Raw genomic sequence first — 18,268 nt, forward strand, 5'->3', positions numbered from 1 at the left:
CGGCTATCCGTGTGAATATTCTTGAGTCTTAGTGTTGTATTTCTTCACTAAGCCCCTTAAACAGAGCTTAAAAGCCCCTTGCTAGCTTAATTAAAAGTGTAACAAGGATTCAAAATAAAAATTGGTTGGGAATTATGTCCAAAATGAGCAAGAGAAATCTAATTGCTTCTGCCGTAGTTGGTGCTTGTGCACTCGGTAGCAGCACCGTTGTCTCTGCAGACCCTTTAAATGATCTTCATAAAGAAGAAGCAATTATTCATGTGGCTGCAGCGAAATCCCAAGAAAAGATAAATAAACTTTATGAACAGTCTCAGGAGTTATTTGTCGAATACCGTGGTGTTGTTGACGAAACAGAAACTTTAAAAGTCTATAACGATTATGTTGCGACACTTGTTGCTGATCAGCAACGTGGTATTGATTCATTGCAACGTCAAATCGACGGAATTGATGGCGTAAAACGCGGCGTAGTTCCTTTGATGTTCAGAATGATTGATAGCTTAGAGCAGTTTATCGACCTTGATGTTCCTATTAACCTTGAAGAGCGTAAAGACAGAGTTGAGCGTTTAAGAGATGTTATGGGTAACTCTAATGTTACTACTTCAGAGCAATTCCGTCAGGTAATTGAAGCGTACCAAGTTGAAAATCAATATGGTCGTGCTATTCGTGCCTACCAAGGTACATTGGATTATCAAGGTAAAGAAGTAACGGTTGATTTCTTCAATTTAGGAAGAACTGCGTTATTAGCATTATCTTTAGACCAAAAGAATGCTTGGGTTTGGGATAATAAAACTCGAACTTGGGAAACTCTTGGTGCTGAGTACCTTAGTTCAGTTGTTACCGCTGTTAAAATGGCGAATAAATTAACACCTCCTGACCTTCTTAAACTACCAATTACAGCTGCGGAGTAATATTGATGAAAACTGTATTTAAATCTATATTAGCAGCCGTATCTATTGCTTTAGTCGCTTCTACTGCGCAAGCTGCTGGTTCATTAGAAGAATTACTTCAGGAAGTGAAAAAAAATCGCGTTTCTGAAGCTCGTATTAACAAACAACGTGAAGCAGAGTTTCAATCGGCTCGTGCTGATAAACAAGCTTTAGTAAGAAAAGCCCAAGCTGCACTTAAAGCAGAAAAAAATCGTGGCGATGATTTACAAAAGCAATTTTCTGATAACGAAGTTAAGTTAGCAGAAAAAGAAGTTGAATTAACGCAAGCTACAGGTACTTTAGGTGAAATGTTTGGTGTTGTTCGTCAAGCATCAGCTGAAGCCTATGGCCAAATTTCTACTTCAATTGTAAGTGCTGAATTTCCAGGACGTGGTGCTTTTTTAAAGCGTATGTCTGAAGAATCTAAAGGCCTTCCAAATATTAAAGAGCTAGAAGATTTATGGTTTGCTCTACAAACTGAAATGACTGAGTCTGGACAAGTTTCTCGTTTTACAACAGAAGTGGTTAGTCTAGATGGTGGTTCACAGCAACAAGAAGTAGTGCGTATTGGTACTTTCAACTTAGTTGGTGAACAAGGTTATTTAGTTTATGACGACCAAAATGAAAAAGTACAACCTCTAGGTCGTCAACCTGATAGTCATTTATTATCATCAGCTCAAGAGATGAGAGCCGCGACCTCTGGTTTAATTCCGTTTTATGCTGATCCTTCAAGTGGTGCTATTCTTGGCCTATTGAAAGAAAAAGCAACTATGATGGAACGTTACCATGCAGGTGGAACGGTTGGTTATGTCATAACAGTTATGTTAGCTATTGGTTTATTAATTGGCTTATATAAAATTGTTACTTTAACTATCGTAAGTGGCAAAATCAGCTCGCAAGTTAAAAACATTGAGAATCCTTCAAGTGGTAACCCTCTTGGTCGTATACTGACTGTTTATAGAGAAAATAAATCAGCTGATGTTGAAACTCTAGAGTTGAAACTAGATGAAGCTATATTGCGTGAATTACCTAAAATTGACAGTGGTATTAATGTGATTAAGATTTTTGCTGCAATGGCTCCGCTTTTAGGTCTATTAGGTACAGTACTTGGTATGATTTTAACCTTCCAACAAATTACTTTGTTCGGTACAGGTGACCCTAAATTGATGGCTGGTAGTATCTCAATGGCGTTGGTAACAACGGCTCAAGGTATTATTGCTGCATTGCCTTTACTATTAACTCACAGTATTGTTTCAGGACGTAGTAAGTCTATTGTACATATTCTTGATGAGCAAACTGCAGGCATAGTAGCGGCTCACGCTGAGTCGGAGAAAGTTTAATATGTTATACCTGATAGAACTATGGGAGTCTGTCAGGGACTTTATCGCTGCCGGCGGCGACGTGTTATACGTTGTTGCCCTAGCGCTCTTTCTAATGTGGGTTTTGATGATTGAGCGTTATTGGTATTTATCTTCAGTGTTTCCAAAGTTGAGAGATGAAATTATTTCCAATTGGGATGCACGAAGTGATACTACCTCATGGTATGCGCATAGAATCCGTGACACATGGATTTCGCAAGCTTCGGATGGCCTTAGTGCAAGAATGTTATTAATAAAAACTCTTGTTGCTATGTGTCCTCTAATTGGTCTTCTAGGCACTGTAACCGGTATGATCGGAGTGTTTGAGACCATGGCGACTCAGGGTACAAGTAACCCTCGTCTAATGGCTGCAGGAATTTCTATGGCTACTATTCCAACAATGGCTGGAATGGTTGCTGCTTTATCTGGCGTTTTCTTTAGTTCTCGTTTAGAAGCTAAAGTGAAAATGGCTAAAGTAAAGTTAATAGACAGTCTGCCCCATCATTAATGAGAGGATCTTATGGGTCGAAAAGTTAGAGTAGAAGAGGAAGACGCAGAAATTGATATGACACCTATGCTAGACATAGTGTTTATCATGCTGATCTTCTTCATCGTAACGACCGTTTTTGTAAAAGAAGCGGGTGTTAATGTAAATAAACCTAATGGTACGTTGGCTGTCATGCCCAAAAATGCAAATATTTTCATCGCTGTAACTGAAGATGGAGATGTTTGGATGGATAAAAGGGTAATTGATATTGATAGTGTTCGAGCTAACCTTGAACGCTTGATGGCAGAGCAGCCTTCTGATGTGATTATTATTCAAGCTGACAAAAATGCCGAACACGGTATTGTTGTTGAAGTTATGGATCAAGTAAAAGCAGCAGGTATAGATCGTATCTCAATTGCAACGGCAGGTAGTTAATATGGGTCGATTAATTGTTTCTATATTACTAGGTGGTGTGATTGCATTTTCTTTGTTTGTTATTATGGCAAAGTTAATTGCAAACTCATCAAGACCTGCGGAAAAAGCGGCTCCGACGCCAGTAATTGATATTGTAATGGCAACACCTGATGACGCAACGCAAGTTCGTCAACGTGTACCGCCACCGCCACCGCCGCCGCCGCAGCAGCCACCTAAAATTCAACCAGTTGAACCTGATGTGGCTGATGTAAATACTGATGGGTTAAGTTTTAATATGCCTTCGGTTGAAGTTGGTGGAGCATCTATCGATATTGGTGGTGTGGGGGCTATGCGTGATGGTGAAGCTACACCAATAGTACGTATTGAACCTAAATATCCAGTGCAAGCTGCTCGTGATGGAAAAGAAGGATGGGTAAAACTATCTTTCACTATCAACGAAGTAGGTGGTGTGGAAGATGTTGAGGTTATTGAAGCTGACCCTAAACGTGTATTTGACCGCGAAGCGAGAAGAGCGTTAAGTAAGTGGAAATATAAGCCTAAGATTGAAGACGGGAAACCTATGAAACAATTTGGGCTAACAGTACAATTGGACTTTAAGTTGGATCAATCATGATGAAGAAATATTTAAAACATTTATGTGCGGTTTCAGCCATTACTGTAGCAGTATCAGTGCCAAATTTAGCTTTGGCACAAGCTAAAGATAGTGCTAAAGCTAAACCAGTTGGACCCATCGCTTGTCCAGGTTATGTTCGAGCCAAAACTAATATACCTGGCCAAAAAACCGGTAAGAAAGTCGGCGCTGCTTTAGATTTTTATAATTTAGATCAGGTTGATGAAGCGCTGAAAACCCTTCTAGAAATAGAAACGGACGAACCGTTTGATCGTGCGTTTACTGATAATTTTATTGGTAAGTTGCTGGCAGGGTCAGGTAAAGGTAAAGAGTCGCTTAAATACTTTGTTAAAGCGGTTAACTCGAAACAGCTAAATGATGTCGAGCAAGTTGGTGGAATTAAGTTAATTGCAGATTTAAACCTTCAAGAAGGTGAATATGAAGAAGCAATTAAATGGTATAAAGAATGGTTAGAGTTTACTTGTAAAGAAGACTTTGATGTTTACTTTAGAATGGCTAATGCCTATTACCAAACTCAGCAGTACGCTGAGATAATACCGCCAATCAATAAAGCAATTGCTTTAGCTGAAAAGCCTAATAAAACAACTTATGCGCTGAAAATGACATCTTACTATAGTCGTAAGATGTATAAAGAAACGATTGAAGTGCAAGAAGAAGCGGTTAAGGTTTTTCCTGATGACAAAAATTTATGGACTCAATTAGGCATGTTTTACATGTTGGTTGAAGATCATAGAAAGGCGTTATCTACTTTTGAACTTGCGTATCATCAAGGCTTTATCACTAAGGCTGCGGAAATCAGAGCACTTAGTCAGCTTTATACTATGAACGATATACCAATAAAAGCTGCTCAGGTACTTGAGAAACATGTTAAATCAGGTTTTGTTAAGAAAACTGATACCATATTATCGAGTATAGGTTCTAATTTTCAGCAAGCTAAAGAGTTTAAAGAAGCCGCTGATTATTATGGTCAGGCAGCCGATATGACGTCTGATCCTAGTATGTACTTCAAGCAAGGTAATATGTTGTATATAGCTGAGCGACCCAATGAAGCTTTGAAAGCGTTACAAAAATCGCTGGATGAAGGAGCTGATAATAAAGGTAGGATCCATATGGTAATGATGGAAGCTAACTTTTATCAAGGTCGTTACAAACAAGCTTATGAACATATTCAAGAAGCTAAAAAAGATCCATCAACTCGACGTAATGCTAGAAGTTGGGAGTCTTTTATTAAAGAAAAAGCCAAAAATAACGGCGTGACACTTTAATTAAACTTGTTTTCATAATTGAAAAAAGCTCCCTTTGGGAGCTTTTTTATTTATATTCCGATAATAGTTATCTTGTGAGCCGTTTCCTTATAGCGCATAATATTTATGTGTTCCTTTTATCCCCAATTCTTTCCACTTTATCAATCAGTGAATTAATATATAGATGCAGTATTTTGTTACCGTTTTCATCAGTGCTTTTTTAGTTTTTCAAATCCAACCCATCGCTTCAAAAATATTATTACCTTGGTTTGGAGGAGGAGCGGGTGTATGGACAACTTGTTTGTTGTTTTTTCAGTTCTTCTTATTGGCAGGATATTTTTACGCATACCTTTTGTCTCGTTTTTTTAATGCTAAAAAACAAGCTTTTATTCATTTAGGGTTACTTTTTGTCAGCTTACTGACCTTACCCATACAGTTTTCAGAGTTACACCTATCCACTGAAAGTAGCCTGCCTACTTTAGATATATTGAAACTATTAGGTTTTGGTATTGGTTTACCTTTTCTGGTTTTGTCTGCAACAAGCCCACTGTTACAAAGTTGGTTTAGTCGTTTTAACAAACTAACTAATCCATATTTACTTTATGCTATGTCAAATTTAGGTTCTTTCTTAGCGTTAATTACTTATCCAATATTTATTGAGCCAACTCTATTATTGACTAGCCAAACCTTTTTTTGGTCAGCTTGCTTTATTTTGTTTGTAGTTGTAATTAGTGGTATATGTATTAATGTGATTAGAAGAAGCAGAAATATAATTGACGAAATTGATAATCCTATCAGTCTTAAATCAATCCCTATTATAAGCATGCTTCTTTGGTTTTTGTTATCAGCATTAGGTGTGGTTATTTTAGTGTCAACCACAAATGCTATGACTCAAAATGTTCCCCCTATGCCATTTCTGTGGGTTGCACCTTTAGCCCTATATTTGGGAACTTATGTCCTTGCTTTTAGTCACTGGAATATTTATCAAAGAAAATTTTGGGTACCTACATATATATTTGCAGCAATCCTTGGGGTGTTTATTTATTTTATCGGTGGCCAATTTGATATCTTAACCCAGGTCATTATTTATCTATTTATTTTGTTAACTGCCTGCATGATTTGCCATGGTGAACTAAATAATTTGAAACCGGAAAAGCATAATCCCACCTTATTTTATTTGATTTTATCCATGGGGGGCGTCTTTGGTAGTTTTATGGTGTCGGTAGTGGCTCAATACAGCTTTGATGATTTTTTTGAGTTTCCAATCGCTATTGCCTCTGTATTCGTTTTATTAGGTTTTTCTTTGTTGAGTCATAATAAAGTTATATCAGCCCAGGCCACAAAACTAAAACCAAAAAAGCAGTCTAGTGAATATTTATTACCTAGTTTGTGTTTTATTGGTAGTTTGTGTCTGTTGCTAATTTTCCTACAGATGAATAACCTATATCAACAATATGACATAGTTAAAACACGCAATTTCTATGGAGTATTAACAGTAAAAGATGTTGTAGAAGGAAATGTACAAGAACGAAGGTTAGTCGATGGTACTACTGCCCATGGAGGGCAATCTTTAGAGCCAACCAAAACTAACATCCCTTTAAGTTATTATCGTCCTTCTACAGGTGTTGAGTTGGTATTAACTGAGTTATCTAATTATCATGACTCATTAAATGTCGGCATAGTGGGGTTGGGAGTAGGGGCATTAGCTGCATACGGTAAAGCGAATGATGAATATACTTTCTACGAATTAAACCCAGCTGTAGTTGAGTTCGCCCATGAGTATTTTAGTTTTATTAGAAACTCTAATGCTAATGTATCTATACAGTTAGGAGATGCCAGAGTTAATTTACAAGCTGAGTTAGATAAGGGCCAATTGAATCATTTTGATGTTTTGGTTATTGATGCATTTTCTGGTGATCAAATACCAACACATCTACTTACTCAACAAGCATTCTTATTATATGACCAGCATATCGATAATAACGGCGTTATTGTTTTGCATATTTCTAATAGGCATTTGTCTTTATTGCCAGTTGTGTTGGGCAATGCTGATTTATTGAACATGCAGGTTATGTTTTTTTCTACATCCGGGGGCACTAATGAACACGATGCAGAATGGCTGTTGTTGAGTAAAAATACACAAGTACTCGAAAATCCAAACTTAATTAAAGCACAAACCGCTTTATCTTTGTCAAAAAACAAAAGAGTGAAATGGACTGACGACTACTCAAGTTTATTGCCAATATTAAAAGTGTTGAATTAATTTTTCATTGATAATAACAGTTTTAGTACATTCTTTATGGCAAGTTCAATTTGTTTTTTACCGGTTAAATTAAACTCAATCGCTATTTGTTTATACTGTTTATTTTGTACTACCGCGGCAATGATTAAGTTTCGTTCATTTACTGTTAGGGTTTTTAACTGTATTGCTCTTGATAAAATAAACTGCCTTGCAATCCTAATTATAGAAGTATAATGCCGAGTTCCATTACAGAATTGTTCGATCATATTTATTTGGAAACTAGGGAGTTCTTTTTCATTGCTCGTTCTGGCTAATATATCTGCTAATAAAGTCGCAGAGATTGTCTGCCAAGCTTTATCGACTTGAAAAACTACTTCTTGATAAAACTCAGTTTGAATTAATTTCAGCATATTGTTTGGCAGAGCAGCTAGATAACTGACACACATACAATTGTTTTCACCACTTGATACTTCGACTTTATTACTCAGTTTAATCATTTCATATCTATTTTGATGCCAAAAGTTTAACAAGGATGAACTGCAACCAAAGGCTGTGGTTAACATAACAATGTGATGCTCTTTAGCTTGTTGTTCGACATATGAAAGTAATTGACTACCTAAACCGTGTCCCTGAATATCTGGTTTGATGGCTATTCTGCTGATCCGCCATTGAGCTAATTCTGAAAAGGCGGCTTGGTTATAATGAGATGCAATATTTTGCGCGATTAAATGTCCTTTTAGTCTCCTTTTTCCTGAGGAAATATCGAATGCTAAATCGCTGAGTCTCTGTCCACCTTCTTCATTTACTTGGGCCACTCCTAAAATATTGTCATTTTGTGTGATAACAAAACATTTAGACTCAGGTGCGTCTAACAGACGCTGAATATCATCAGGACTGGTTTGGTAGTGTGCGTTAATGAGTAAAGAGCAGATGGCAGTAAAATCTGCAGGTGATGTCACTAATTGCTGTTTTGTTAGTTCTTTACATAAAATTGGATGATTAGACAATTCTATTTTTACAGCTGGGGTTTGTTGGTAGCAAAGAGAGTTAAACCAAAATTGTTCTAAAGCATCATTCTTATGCCAGCGAATAGGTTCTTCGAGGTGGACAGTTCTAAACTCCGGCTTTAATTCAGCTAACTTCTTTTTGAATCGAATCTCAAAGCCGCGGCCACTGCCTTCATAACCATGAATCGTGGTAGAAAAAACAATTCGTGTATACTTTTCTGTCATCCTAATTAGTGTCTCAACTGGTATTGCAGCAGCCTCGTCGATCAGTAAAATATCAGCTGTGTTAGGATCTAGAATAAGTTTATCTAAGGGAACAAAACAGAGTTGACTATTTTTGTAACTGAGTTTGTTTTTTTCGAGAATATGTTCGGGTAATAGCCGTTTTGTATGGTGAAATACTTGTTCCGTTGTTGCTATATGGGGGGCTGTAATGATGATATTAATGTTTGAATCTTGCATAAGCTGAGCTGCCGCTATCCCCAACGCCGAGGATTTACCTCTGCCTCTATCAGCTGTTATCACTAAAGGCCTATTGTTTCTTCCTTTAGCCACTTTATAGATAGCTGAAACCGCTAGGTTTTGTTGTGTATATGATTTTTCTGTGCTGTCGGTTTTTAACTTAGAAACAGGAGCAATAAATTGTTCTGCAGTGAATATGGCCACACTAACATCATCTACAAATTTTTTGCCTAGATACTGGTAAAAGTAACTAAAGCAATCGATATGTGAATATCCATAAGATATTCTGTTGTGATGTTCTGGATCACGATAGTTTGGCCAATCTTTTAATTTTGGGCACAATATCACCATTAATCCAGCTGATTTTATCGTGCCACTCAAAGCCATTGCAGCATTAGTCCGAAAGCCATCAAAAGCATCTAAAATAACATAATCATATTCGTGGCCTAATTTACTTCTATAGTCTTTTATATGTATTTGATTATTGTGCCTGTCAGATTGGCCAACCCATAATGTAGCTAGATTATCTAACTTAGCAAAATGTGATTTAACTATTTGTTTGGACCACTCTTGTTCGCCACTAATGACAAGCAACTGTCTATGGCAAGGTGTATTATGGCGAAGGTTTATCCATTGTTGTAATTGACTGCGCAAGGTGACCTAATATATGGGTTATCAAGATATAATTATGCTGCTAGTTTAAGCAAAGTTTAAAAGGAATACGAATGCGTTTTTTATCTAGGCGTTTAGTCATGCCATATGACTTAAATTATGCTAATTCTTTATTTGGAGGACGTGTGCTGCAATGGATTGATGAAGAATCAGCTATTTATGCAATTTGTCAGCTAGAAACGAATGTTTTGGTCACCAAACATATAGGGGCGGTAAGCTTTGAAGCGCCAGCAATGCAGGGGGACGTTGTTGAATTTGGTTTTTTGACAAAAAAAGTTGGCCGCACATCAATAACGGTAACATGTTTGGTGCGCAATAAAATAACCAAAAAAACAATTTGTTTAGCTGACGATATTGTATTTGTGCAACTGAATCCAAGTACACGTGAACCAGAAGCCCATGGAAAAACAATGGAAATTCTTGATTTAAAAGACAAACAAGAGTTAGATATATAAACTATAGACCATGCCAGATAGAATTTTTACCACAGCTCGAAGAGCTCTTTACACCCAAGGAAGACCCTTGTTATACAGACTAGTTTTAATATTATCTTTTAATGCCTTAACGGCTTGTAGTTCCATAGCACAAAATACTATTAATTTCAGTGTGTTAGAAGAATTGCAGCTAGGTGTTGAGTTACAGGAAACATCAGCTTTGTATTGTCCTGAACCCGGTAGTGCCTACACAGTAAATGATTCTGGGAACAAACCGATTATTTATAAAATTAGTGACAGTGGCAAAGTGATAAATCGTCAAGTCATTGATATTAAAAATAGAGATTGGGAGTCATTAACTGGCGACGGCGATCACTTCCACATTGGTGATACCGGAAATAACAACGGCAAAAGAAAGTTCGTGCAAATTCATACTGTAGACAAAAATAGCAATGCTAAACCCAAAAGTACCGTGAAAATATATTATCTAGATAATTCATTAAAGAAAAATGAATATCTTAACCATGATTTCGATTCTGAATCGATTATCAGTATGGGCGGCAAACTATATCTTTTTTCAAAAAGCTGGCGTACCACAACCTTGCATATATATCGTTTAGAACATGATGTATTAGAACAAAAAATAGAACCATTTATATCAATAAAAGGCTTGCCGGGAATAGTCACAGGCGGTGATTATGACGCTAAAAATGAACGATTTATTTTGGTAGGTTATGAATTAAAAGGATTAGGGCGATTTTATCCTTTTGTCACGATTTTAGATAAGCAGTTTCAATTGATTAAATCTTTTGTTTTAAAAAACTATAACCAAGTGGAAGGGCTGTGTGTGACGCCATCTGGTGATGTTTGGATTACCCAAGAAGGCTCATTCTTTTCCACTCAAAAATTAATCAAAATGAAAATTAACTAATAGATATACTTTTATGGTTCTAAAAGTGGCTTGCACCTAATTGTTTGACTGTTAGAATGCCCGCCATTGAGTAAATAAAAATATCTTTATTCAAAACCAAGGGGTGCCTTTTTCGGCTGAGATTGAAATATTTTATATTTCGAACCCTAACACCTGATCCGGATAATGCCGGCGTAGGAATGGTAATACAGTTTAATTTCCCATTTATCTGCCGTAAACCCGGATCTTTTCACTCTATAATGAAGAGATCCTAGAATGAATTTCAGTAAAAAATCTTTAGCTAGTTTAATCAGTGTTGTATTGGCTAGCTCACAAGTGTCTGCACAAAAATCTGATTTAGAACAAGTTGAGCGTGTTACCGTTTACGGTGCCTTAACTTCTACACCTTTGTCTGAAATGGCAACTAGCATTTCTGTTTTAACCGAACAAGTTATCGAACAACGCCAAGCTCAGCACCTTGAAGAATTATTAAATCGCGCACCAAACGTGAATTTTGCATCAGGTGCCAGTCGAGGTCGTTTTGTACAAATTAGAGGGATTGGAGAACGTAGCCAATTTACCGATCCGGTTAATCCATCTGTAGGGTATCTAGTGGATGGTATTAATTACTCTGGTTTAATGGCTGGCGCCAGTACTTTTGATGTACAACAAGTTGAGATTTTTAAAGGACCCAATAGTGCACGTTTTGGTGCCGATGGTCTAGCTGGCATGATTAACGTTATCACCACAGAAGCCACTGACGATAGCAGTCTGAATGCTCAGTTTGGTGTGGCTAACTATGATAGTTGGAACGCAGGTGTAGCAGCCGGTGGCGCGATAAGTGATTCAGTTGATTACAGAGTGTCAGTGCATAAAAATGTTAGTGACGGCTTTGTAGAAAATACTTTTTTAAACCGTGATGACACAAATGGCTTAGACGAATTAACCGCTAGAGCTAAATTGAATTGGCAAGTTACTGACAATCTTAAAATCAAAACTGTGCTGCATTTAATTGATGTTGATAATGGTTATGATACTTTCTCTATCGCTCGAGACAGGTCCACTTTGTCAGACCAGCCAGGATTTGACCGTCAAGAAAGTGAAGCGTTGGCGGTGACTGCTGATTATCAAGGTTTAGAGTGGGCCAATTTACAGATTCAAGCTAGTGCTATGCAAGCAGATTTAGCCTATGGGTATGATGAAGATTGGACTTATGTAGGCTATGCACCGCAAGATCTAGTAAATGATCCAGAAGGGTATTATGTAGAATATTCTTCTACCGATTATTATTTTAGAGACCGTGGAGATAGTTCTGTACAAATTCAGCTCTCAAGCAAAGATAGTGTAGATAACGATTGGGTTATTGGCTTGTATTATTCTAAGGAAGATGAAGATTTACAACGTGAATATACATGGTTAAGCAGCTCATTTTTAAGTTCGGTGAACAGAAAAAATTACGCTTTATTCGGTCAGTATAAACATGTGTTATCTGATACCCAATGGATAACCTCTAGCCTACGATTAGCCTCACAAGAATTGTCTTATGTAGATTCTAATTCTCTTGATAGAAACTTAGATCATGATGACTGGGGGGCTGAGTTGAGCTATCACCAGAATGTAGGTGATACCAGTATGTTGTATTTGAGCTTAGTACGAAGTTATAAAATGGGTGGGGTTAACGGTCAGGCTATGAGCAAGCTAGACGACATCGAGAATCCCGTTTTACAACAAGCGGTATTAGATAATGTGGAATTTGCAGCTGAGTCATTAATAGGCTTGGAGTTTGGTATTAAAGGTAGTAATGAAGAAGGCACCTTGACCCTCGATTTCAGTACATTTTATCAAGAACGTGATGATGTACAGTTTAAAAACTCCATTGTAGAAGACCAATCGTTTATCGATTTTATCAACAATGCAGCGGATGGTAAAAACTACGGAATGGAAGTTAGCATCAATTACCTTGCCTCTGATAGCGTCGAGTTATTTGCCAACTTAGGTTATTTACGAACTGAAGTGACAGGCATGACGCGTGAAGTTAATGATGTTTTAGAAACTATCGATGGCAGAGAGCAAGCCCACGCGCCTAAGTATCAAGTGAACTTAGGAGTCATTACCGATTTGTCACCGAACCTGAAGTGGTTAGTAGAAGTGGATGCAAAAGACGATTTCTACTATTCATTTAGTCACGATAATCGATCTGAAAGTATAGCTTTAGTACATACCAGTTTAGATTATTCAATGGGCGACTGGGGGGTGAGTCTCTATGCCCGTAACTTGTTCGATAAAGAATATGCAAACCGTGGCTTCTTTTTTGGTAATGATCCTCGCGATCAATGGACCTCGCATGTTTATGAGCAGTTTGGTGAACCTAGACGTGTTGGTGTAAACGTAAAGTATCATTTTTAATCCATTCTATTTAATAATTTTGATTGGGTTGTTTAACCCAGTCTTTACTTAAGGAAGTTTATGAAATTAGCCGCTGAAATATCTATGTACCCGTTGAAAGATCAATATATCCAACCCATTCAAGATTTTATTGACCGTCTCAACACATATGAAAACTTAAAAGTTGTCACTACTGCAACTAGTACGACTGTATGTGGAGAGTATTTACCTACCATGCAATTGTTAGCTGAAGAAATGCAACGTAGCCATGAAAAAGTGGGACAAGCTATTTTTGTCTGCAAATTTTTGAATGGTGACAAAATGACGAACGAAATTTAATGGGGCAAGCTATTTCCCAAATAGTTGAACAATTTATCAATCAGTTTCAACAGCAGTCTGGGTTAGAAGCCATAGCTGTTTTATTGGCCTTAGCCTATGTGTGGTTAGCAGCTAAACAAAGTATCTGGTGTTGGCCTTGCGCTTTTATCGGCACGTCTATTTATACATACATATTTTGGGAAGTGTCTTTGCCATTTCATATGTTGCTCAATGCGTATTATATTTTTATGGCGGTTTATGGTTGGTGGCAATGGAATAAACCTGGATCTAAACACTTAAAGGTAATTAGTTGGACGTTCTCAAAACATATACTTTCAATTGTTGGATTAACTGTTTTGAGTTTTGTCTTAGCTTATTTAGCTAAATCAATTTTAGATGCCCAGCATCTATATTTAGACGCATTTATTACGGTTTTTAGTGTATTTACAACTATTTTGGTCGCACATAAAGTACGTGAAAATTGGATTTACTGGGCTGTGATCAATGCCTCTGGGGTTTATTTGTATATTGCTAAAGATTTATATTTAACCTCAGTGTTAACTACTTTGTACTTAGGCTTCTCTGTATACGGATATATTAATTGGGGTAAAGATAAGCAGTCAGACGTTTTACCTTCTGAAGCTTGAGTCGAGTAATTTAAATGATTCAATTATCAGCACAATTGATTTTAGAGGAGTTAATCTCTAGTGATTTGTTCTCAGATAATTGCCAACTAAAAGAGATAAAGGGTGGGGCGGTTAACAAAAGTTATCAACTACTGGATAACGACCGCCTTTACTTTGTTAAATCTTTCACCAGTGATGAAATGGTGAATATAGATAGGACTGAGCAATTTACTCAGCAGCAACACCTAGCTTTATTGGGCATGTGTGCTACTCCCCATTATTTATCATCTACCCAATCATTTCAGGTAGATACATGGTCTGAAGGTTTGTCTTTACTTGATGCTGATTTGACGGGTTTACAAAAATACCGTTATTTAGCCCAAACTTTAGTTAACATTCATAATATCGAAAACACGGCAGCGTTAGCTTTACCAAGTTTAGATTTACCCACTAAATGGCAAGAATATTTAAGCCTTTCTCAAATGAATTTAACTGCAACAGAATCTAATCAGCTACGACAGTGGGCCAAAGTTTGGTCTGATACAGATCCTGCAGATTTACGTGTCTGTCATAATGACTTATCGTTGCAACATGTATTAGTGGGTGAAAGTAGAATTGTGTTTGATTGGGAGTATGCAGCGTATTCTAATCGTTATTTTGATATTGCTTCTAGTCTACTGATTAATCGAGCGACTTTGGAATGTGAACAATGCTTATTGCTAGAATACTCAAAAATTACTGGTATCGATTTAGCTAAAATTATACAACAAGTGACTGTAATGAAGTCTTTAGCTGCACTTACTAACAAACTGTGGTTTAAGGCTGCAGATAAACAACTTGAAAACAAAAACGGTAGTTAATTGTTGTTTATCTACACATTTAGCTTAAAAAACGTGCGAACGATACAAGCAAGTGAATAGATTACACAAAATCACTTTACCTTTAGGCCGGCATAAGTATAATTCAGCCGGTCAGCAGGGGTGTAGTTCCAATTGGTAGAACGGCGGTCTCCAAAACCGACGGTTGTGGGTTCGAATCCCTCCACCCCTGCCAACTTTTCCTAAATTCTGTGCAATCTTCTGTATACACTTCCCGAACTACTAAAACTACTTCACATAATAATGCTCAATGAAGGTCTCTCCTCATTGGCGTAAACGCCTAGGTTCGCCCGCATTGCATATTTAACCAATGTTCTAATGAGCAGCTTGGCTATCGATACTTTACGAAATGTGGATGTAGTTAACCTGAATACTGGATAAGCTGAACCTCTCGATAACGCTCTTTTTGTGCCTAGCGGCGTTGGATTGTCTAGCAATAACACGTTATTACGTAGGACAATCCGCCTTGCTATACACGAAAAATTTCGTCACCGAGTGAGTATTCAGGTGAGGTGATTTGGACGAATGTTATTATGTTATTGAATTATATCGTTAAATTTATCTTGGACGATACTTCTTATTCAGAACTCAGGTTAGTTATTTTTAATAGAGGTCCAAGTAAGAGGAACCGAGGTTAGCCTCTAAGAACGGGAACACGCATCTATTGTTAATAGTCATGATTATGTGCCATTTAGATGGCTTGAAAGACTAGCTAGCGGATGCTGACAAAATCGAAGTTTGCTTGATGGTCGCTATACGGGTGAAAAAGTATTTAACAAGCAGGAGTCCAACATTTTTATATCGCAAGCCTGTGTAAAATGATACGCAGTTTTGTAAATTTAAAATTTCATAGGGTGGACACTAATATCCACAATATATTTATTTTCCAAAGCTGTTATCTGTTTTTTTAGTTCCCAGCACAACTATGAATACTGTGCAACGCCTAAGTACAAATGACAGTGCTGATAGGCGTTACATGAAATAAGGTTTTTATCTAACTTAAGAGCCGAATATCACTACAAAAATTGCAAAAATGAAGCCAAGACCAGCTATTTTAAGACCATTTTTGAAAATTGGATTTTTGGGCATAAATATTAAAAAAGACGATATGACGAAAAATAATAGTGATAAACCAAAGGTGATGTTTAGGATGAATAATGGACTGCCAGTTGTAGCCTTGTGGAGCTTAACCATTTTAGCTAAAGGTGCTGGATAGTCTTTTTTATTCAGCACAACTATTCCGCTACCTTTTTGGTAGCTACCTTGTTGAAAAGTGATTTGCTCTGCAGTATTGGTTAATACTTTAAAGTTTTTGATAGCCAGTGATTGATTTAAGGCTTCTGGAGTAAGTTGGGCCGCTATTTGTTTTTCGTCTGCATAGTTGAACTTTAAAAAGTCTGTTTTGCGAAAAATAAGTAGAATTCCACTGATTGAATATACCGCCATAATTCCAGCTAAAAAATAGCCTAACCAGCGGTGATATTTTCTAAAATCATTGTGCAGTTTTGCTGAAGCCATTAATATTCCTTAAGTTTGTCTAATATTGTTCTAGTAAAGTACTGATTTATTAGGTATTGAACAGAAGAGCACTTTCTGCAGTAGAAGGTGTTTTCATTTATCTTCTATTTACTGTTTTTAGTAGTTTGCATTTCCCGGTGTACGAGGAAAAGCAATCACGTCTCTGACATTTTGCATGCCAGTTACATATGCAACAAGGCGTTCAAATCCAAGTCCGAAACCGGCGTGAGGCACTGTACCGTATCTACGTAAGTCCCGGTACCAGCTGTAATCTTCTTGGTTTAAGTTCATTTCAGCTAAACGTCTGTCAAATACATCTAAACGTTCTTCACGTTGTGAACCACCAATGATTTCACCAATGCCTGGTGCTAGTACATCCATTGCCGCAACGGTTTTACCGTCATCATTAATACGCATGTAGAAAGCTTTAATATCTTTAGGGTAATTCTGCATGATAATAGGGGAGCCAACATGTTCTTCGGCTAAATAACGTTCATGCTCAGAAGATAAATCCACTCCCCAGCTCACAGGGAATTCGAACGATTTACCACAGTTTTGCAATATTTCGATGGCATCTGTGTAGTCCATACGCACAAAGTCTTGATCGATAACTTTTTCTAAGCGACTAATGGTTTCTTTATTGATGCGCTGAGCAAAAAATGCCATATCATCGGGACGCTCTGCCAGAACCGCTTTAAATACATATTTTAATAAGTCTTCAGATATCTGGGCAATATCGGCTAAATCAGCAAATGCTACTTCAGGCTCTATCATCCAAAACTCAGCCAAATGACGGCTAGTATTAGAATTTTCAGCTCTAAAAGTTGGACCAAAAGTGTAAATTTTTGACATGGCAGTGGCATAAGCTTCGCCGTTCAATTGGCCTGAAACCGTTAAGAAAGTTTCTTTGCCAAAAAAATCTTGGCTAAAATCTACGTCGCCTTTTTCGGTTCTCGGTAGGTTCATCATGTCTAAGGTCGACACTCTGAACATTTCTCCCGCACCTTCGGTATCACTTGCTGTTAGAATGGGGGTACTCACCCAGCAATAACCTTGTTCATGGAAAAATCTATGAATAGCCTGTGAAAGGCAGTTTCTAACTCGTGTGACGGCTCCGATTACATTGGTACGTGGGCGCAAATGTGCATGCTCACGTAAATACTCAATGCTATGACGTTTAGCAGACATTGGGTAAGTATCTGGGTTTTCTACCCAGCCAACAATATTAACGCTTTGGGCGTCTACTTCTAAAGATTGGCCTTGTCCCTCAGACGCTTTTAATAACCCAGTTACTACTAGCGAACAACTGGCGGTTAATTTTTGAATGTCGGCATAATTTTTAAGGGTATTGAGTGCAATGACTTGGATTGAATCGAAACAACTACCATCATGTAATGCAATAAATGATAAACCTGCCTTAGAATCACGGCGAGTTCTTACCCATCCTTTAATTGTGACTTGGTCACCAACTGAATATTTACCGGCAAAAATATCTGCCACTGCGGCGTGTGCCATTTACTTCTCTCTAATTATTTGGGTATTTAGGACCAGAGGGTCAGGTTAATCTGTTTATTTGATTAATTATCAAAATATATTTAATCGATTGTTCTTCCTAGGTTACTGGCTATTGTCATCCTGATAGATATTGGCCGAGACAACTCATATTTAATGGAAGTTTGAGATTAGTCGAAAACAATAATATATATTGTTTACCTAGCTAATTACACAAGATGTG

At 37.4% G+C, this 18,268-nt stretch carries 16 protein-coding genes, 1 tRNA gene and 1 riboswitch; of the genes, 14 read left to right on the forward strand and 3 right to left on the reverse strand.

Annotation, left to right across the window (positions count from 1 at the left end; genetic code table 11):
* Positions 1-143: 143 nt before the first annotated feature.
* The 7 genes from GQR87_RS08285 to GQR87_RS08315 all read left to right on the forward strand — a co-directional run bounded on the left by GQR87_RS08285 (position 144) and on the right by GQR87_RS08315 (position 7,344).
* Positions 144-908, forward strand: a complete 765-nt coding sequence (locus tag GQR87_RS08285) for a DUF3450 domain-containing protein (protein WP_158968314.1) — start codon at positions 144-146, stop codon at positions 906-908.
* A gap of 5 nt (positions 909-913) precedes the next feature.
* Positions 914-2,266 (forward strand): MotA/TolQ/ExbB proton channel family protein, encoded by a 1,353-nt coding sequence (locus tag GQR87_RS08290; protein ID WP_158968316.1) that lies wholly within the window; start codon positions 914-916, stop codon positions 2,264-2,266.
* 1 nt (position 2,267) lies between these two features.
* The gene (locus GQR87_RS08295) at positions 2,268-2,792 is read left to right on the forward strand and encodes a MotA/TolQ/ExbB proton channel family protein (RefSeq protein ID WP_158968318.1); all 525 of its coding nucleotides are present in this window, start codon (positions 2,268-2,270) and stop codon (positions 2,790-2,792) included.
* Positions 2,793-2,804: 12 nt separating this feature from the next.
* Complete coding sequence (locus tag GQR87_RS08300; protein WP_158968320.1) at positions 2,805-3,206, forward strand: biopolymer transporter ExbD; 402 nt, start codon at positions 2,805-2,807, stop codon at positions 3,204-3,206.
* A 1-nt stretch (position 3,207) separates the two neighbouring features.
* A complete protein-coding gene (locus GQR87_RS08305) occupies positions 3,208-3,819 on the forward strand; it encodes an energy transducer TonB (RefSeq protein WP_158968322.1) in 612 nt (203 codons plus the stop codon).
* The gene (locus GQR87_RS08310) at positions 3,819-5,102 is read left to right on the forward strand and encodes a tetratricopeptide repeat protein (RefSeq protein WP_158972931.1); all 1,284 of its coding nucleotides are present in this window, start codon (positions 3,819-3,821) and stop codon (positions 5,100-5,102) included. The genes GQR87_RS08305 and GQR87_RS08310 overlap by 1 nt, the downstream gene beginning before the upstream one ends.
* Before the next feature lie 163 nt (positions 5,103-5,265).
* A complete protein-coding gene (locus GQR87_RS08315; protein WP_158968324.1) occupies positions 5,266-7,344 on the forward strand; it encodes a fused MFS/spermidine synthase in 2,079 nt (692 codons plus the stop codon).
* Here GQR87_RS08315 and GQR87_RS08320 read toward each other — a convergent pair.
* Positions 7,341-9,446 (reverse strand): tRNA(Met) cytidine acetyltransferase TmcA, encoded by a 2,106-nt coding sequence (locus tag GQR87_RS08320; protein WP_158968326.1) that lies wholly within the window; start codon positions 9,444-9,446, stop codon positions 7,341-7,343. The two genes, GQR87_RS08315 and GQR87_RS08320, sit on opposite strands and share 4 nt — an antisense overlap.
* 71 nt (positions 9,447-9,517) lie before the next feature.
* On the opposite strand from GQR87_RS08320, the gene GQR87_RS08325 reads away from it, so the two are divergent.
* The 7 genes from GQR87_RS08325 to GQR87_RS08355 all read left to right on the forward strand — a co-directional run bounded on the left by GQR87_RS08325 (position 9,518) and on the right by GQR87_RS08355 (position 15,190).
* Entirely contained in the window at positions 9,518-9,919 is a 402-nt protein-coding gene (locus tag GQR87_RS08325; RefSeq protein WP_158968328.1) for an acyl-CoA thioesterase, read from the forward strand.
* Positions 9,920-9,986: 67 nt separating this feature from the next.
* Positions 9,987-10,829: a hypothetical protein gene (locus tag GQR87_RS08330; RefSeq protein ID WP_233267432.1), complete on the forward strand. Its 843-nt coding sequence runs from the start codon at positions 9,987-9,989 to the stop codon at positions 10,827-10,829.
* 89 nt (positions 10,830-10,918) lie between these two features.
* Positions 10,919-11,026, forward strand: a riboswitch (TPP riboswitch).
* A 58-nt stretch (positions 11,027-11,084) separates the two neighbouring features.
* Positions 11,085-13,214, forward strand: a complete 2,130-nt coding sequence (locus GQR87_RS08335) for a TonB-dependent receptor (protein ID WP_158968332.1) — start codon at positions 11,085-11,087, stop codon at positions 13,212-13,214.
* A 60-nt stretch (positions 13,215-13,274) separates the two neighbouring features.
* Positions 13,275-13,532 carry a hypothetical protein gene (locus GQR87_RS08340; protein ID WP_158968334.1) on the forward strand — a complete coding sequence of 86 codons (258 nt, stop codon included), beginning with the start codon at positions 13,275-13,277 and terminating at the stop codon, positions 13,530-13,532.
* Entirely contained in the window at positions 13,532-14,158 is a 627-nt protein-coding gene (gene pnuC, locus GQR87_RS08345) for a nicotinamide riboside transporter PnuC (protein WP_158968335.1), read from the forward strand. The genes GQR87_RS08340 and pnuC overlap by 1 nt, the downstream gene beginning before the upstream one ends.
* Positions 14,159-14,172: 14 nt before the next feature.
* Complete coding sequence (locus GQR87_RS08350) at positions 14,173-14,997, forward strand: phosphotransferase (protein ID WP_158968337.1); 825 nt, start codon at positions 14,173-14,175, stop codon at positions 14,995-14,997.
* Between the two features lie 116 nt (positions 14,998-15,113).
* A tRNA-Trp gene (locus tag GQR87_RS08355) sits at positions 15,114-15,190 on the forward strand.
* An 824-nt stretch (positions 15,191-16,014) separates the two neighbouring features.
* Here GQR87_RS08355 and GQR87_RS08360 read toward each other — a convergent pair.
* The gene (locus GQR87_RS08360; protein WP_158968339.1) at positions 16,015-16,533 is read right to left on the reverse strand and encodes a hypothetical protein; all 519 of its coding nucleotides are present in this window, start codon (positions 16,531-16,533) and stop codon (positions 16,015-16,017) included.
* A gap of 117 nt (positions 16,534-16,650) precedes the next feature.
* Positions 16,651-18,048, reverse strand: coding sequence for an asparagine--tRNA ligase (gene asnS, locus GQR87_RS08365; RefSeq protein WP_158968341.1), 1,398 nt, complete (start codon positions 18,046-18,048; stop codon positions 16,651-16,653).
* Positions 18,049-18,268 lie beyond the last annotated feature (220 nt).

It is taken from the genome of Paraglaciecola sp. L3A3 (assembly GCF_009796765.1).
Classification (GTDB): Bacteria; Pseudomonadota; Gammaproteobacteria; order Enterobacterales; family Alteromonadaceae; genus Paraglaciecola.

What these genes read in the sequence shown, in the direction of transcription:
- GQR87_RS08335 (WP_158968332.1), top strand. Translation starts at nt 11,085, where the DNA reads ATGAATTTCAGTAAAAAATCTTTAGCTAGTTTAATCAGTGTTGTATTG.
- pnuC (WP_158968335.1), top strand. Translation starts at nt 13,532, where the DNA reads ATGGGGCAAGCTATTTCCCAAATAGTTGAACAATTTATCAATCAGTTT.
- GQR87_RS08350 (WP_158968337.1), top strand. Translation starts at nt 14,173, where the DNA reads ATGATTCAATTATCAGCACAATTGATTTTAGAGGAGTTAATCTCTAGT.
- GQR87_RS08325 (WP_158968328.1), top strand. Translation starts at nt 9,518, where the DNA reads ATGCGTTTTTTATCTAGGCGTTTAGTCATGCCATATGACTTAAATTAT.
- GQR87_RS08310 (WP_158972931.1), top strand. Translation starts at nt 3,819, where the DNA reads ATGAAGAAATATTTAAAACATTTATGTGCGGTTTCAGCCATTACTGTA.
- GQR87_RS08305 (WP_158968322.1), top strand. Translation starts at nt 3,208, where the DNA reads ATGGGTCGATTAATTGTTTCTATATTACTAGGTGGTGTGATTGCATTT.
- GQR87_RS08290 (WP_158968316.1), top strand. Translation starts at nt 914, where the DNA reads ATGAAAACTGTATTTAAATCTATATTAGCAGCCGTATCTATTGCTTTA.
- GQR87_RS08285 (WP_158968314.1), top strand. Translation starts at nt 144, where the DNA reads ATGAGCAAGAGAAATCTAATTGCTTCTGCCGTAGTTGGTGCTTGTGCA.
- GQR87_RS08340 (WP_158968334.1), top strand. Translation starts at nt 13,275, where the DNA reads ATGAAATTAGCCGCTGAAATATCTATGTACCCGTTGAAAGATCAATAT.
- GQR87_RS08295 (WP_158968318.1), top strand. Translation starts at nt 2,268, where the DNA reads ATGTTATACCTGATAGAACTATGGGAGTCTGTCAGGGACTTTATCGCT.
- GQR87_RS08300 (WP_158968320.1), top strand. Translation starts at nt 2,805, where the DNA reads ATGGGTCGAAAAGTTAGAGTAGAAGAGGAAGACGCAGAAATTGATATG.
- asnS (WP_158968341.1), bottom strand. Translation starts at nt 18,048, where the DNA reads ATGGCACACGCCGCAGTGGCAGATATTTTTGCCGGTAAATATTCAGTT.
- GQR87_RS08360 (WP_158968339.1), bottom strand. Translation starts at nt 16,533, where the DNA reads ATGGCTTCAGCAAAACTGCACAATGATTTTAGAAAATATCACCGCTGG.
- GQR87_RS08315 (WP_158968324.1), top strand. Translation starts at nt 5,266, where the DNA reads ATGCAGTATTTTGTTACCGTTTTCATCAGTGCTTTTTTAGTTTTTCAA.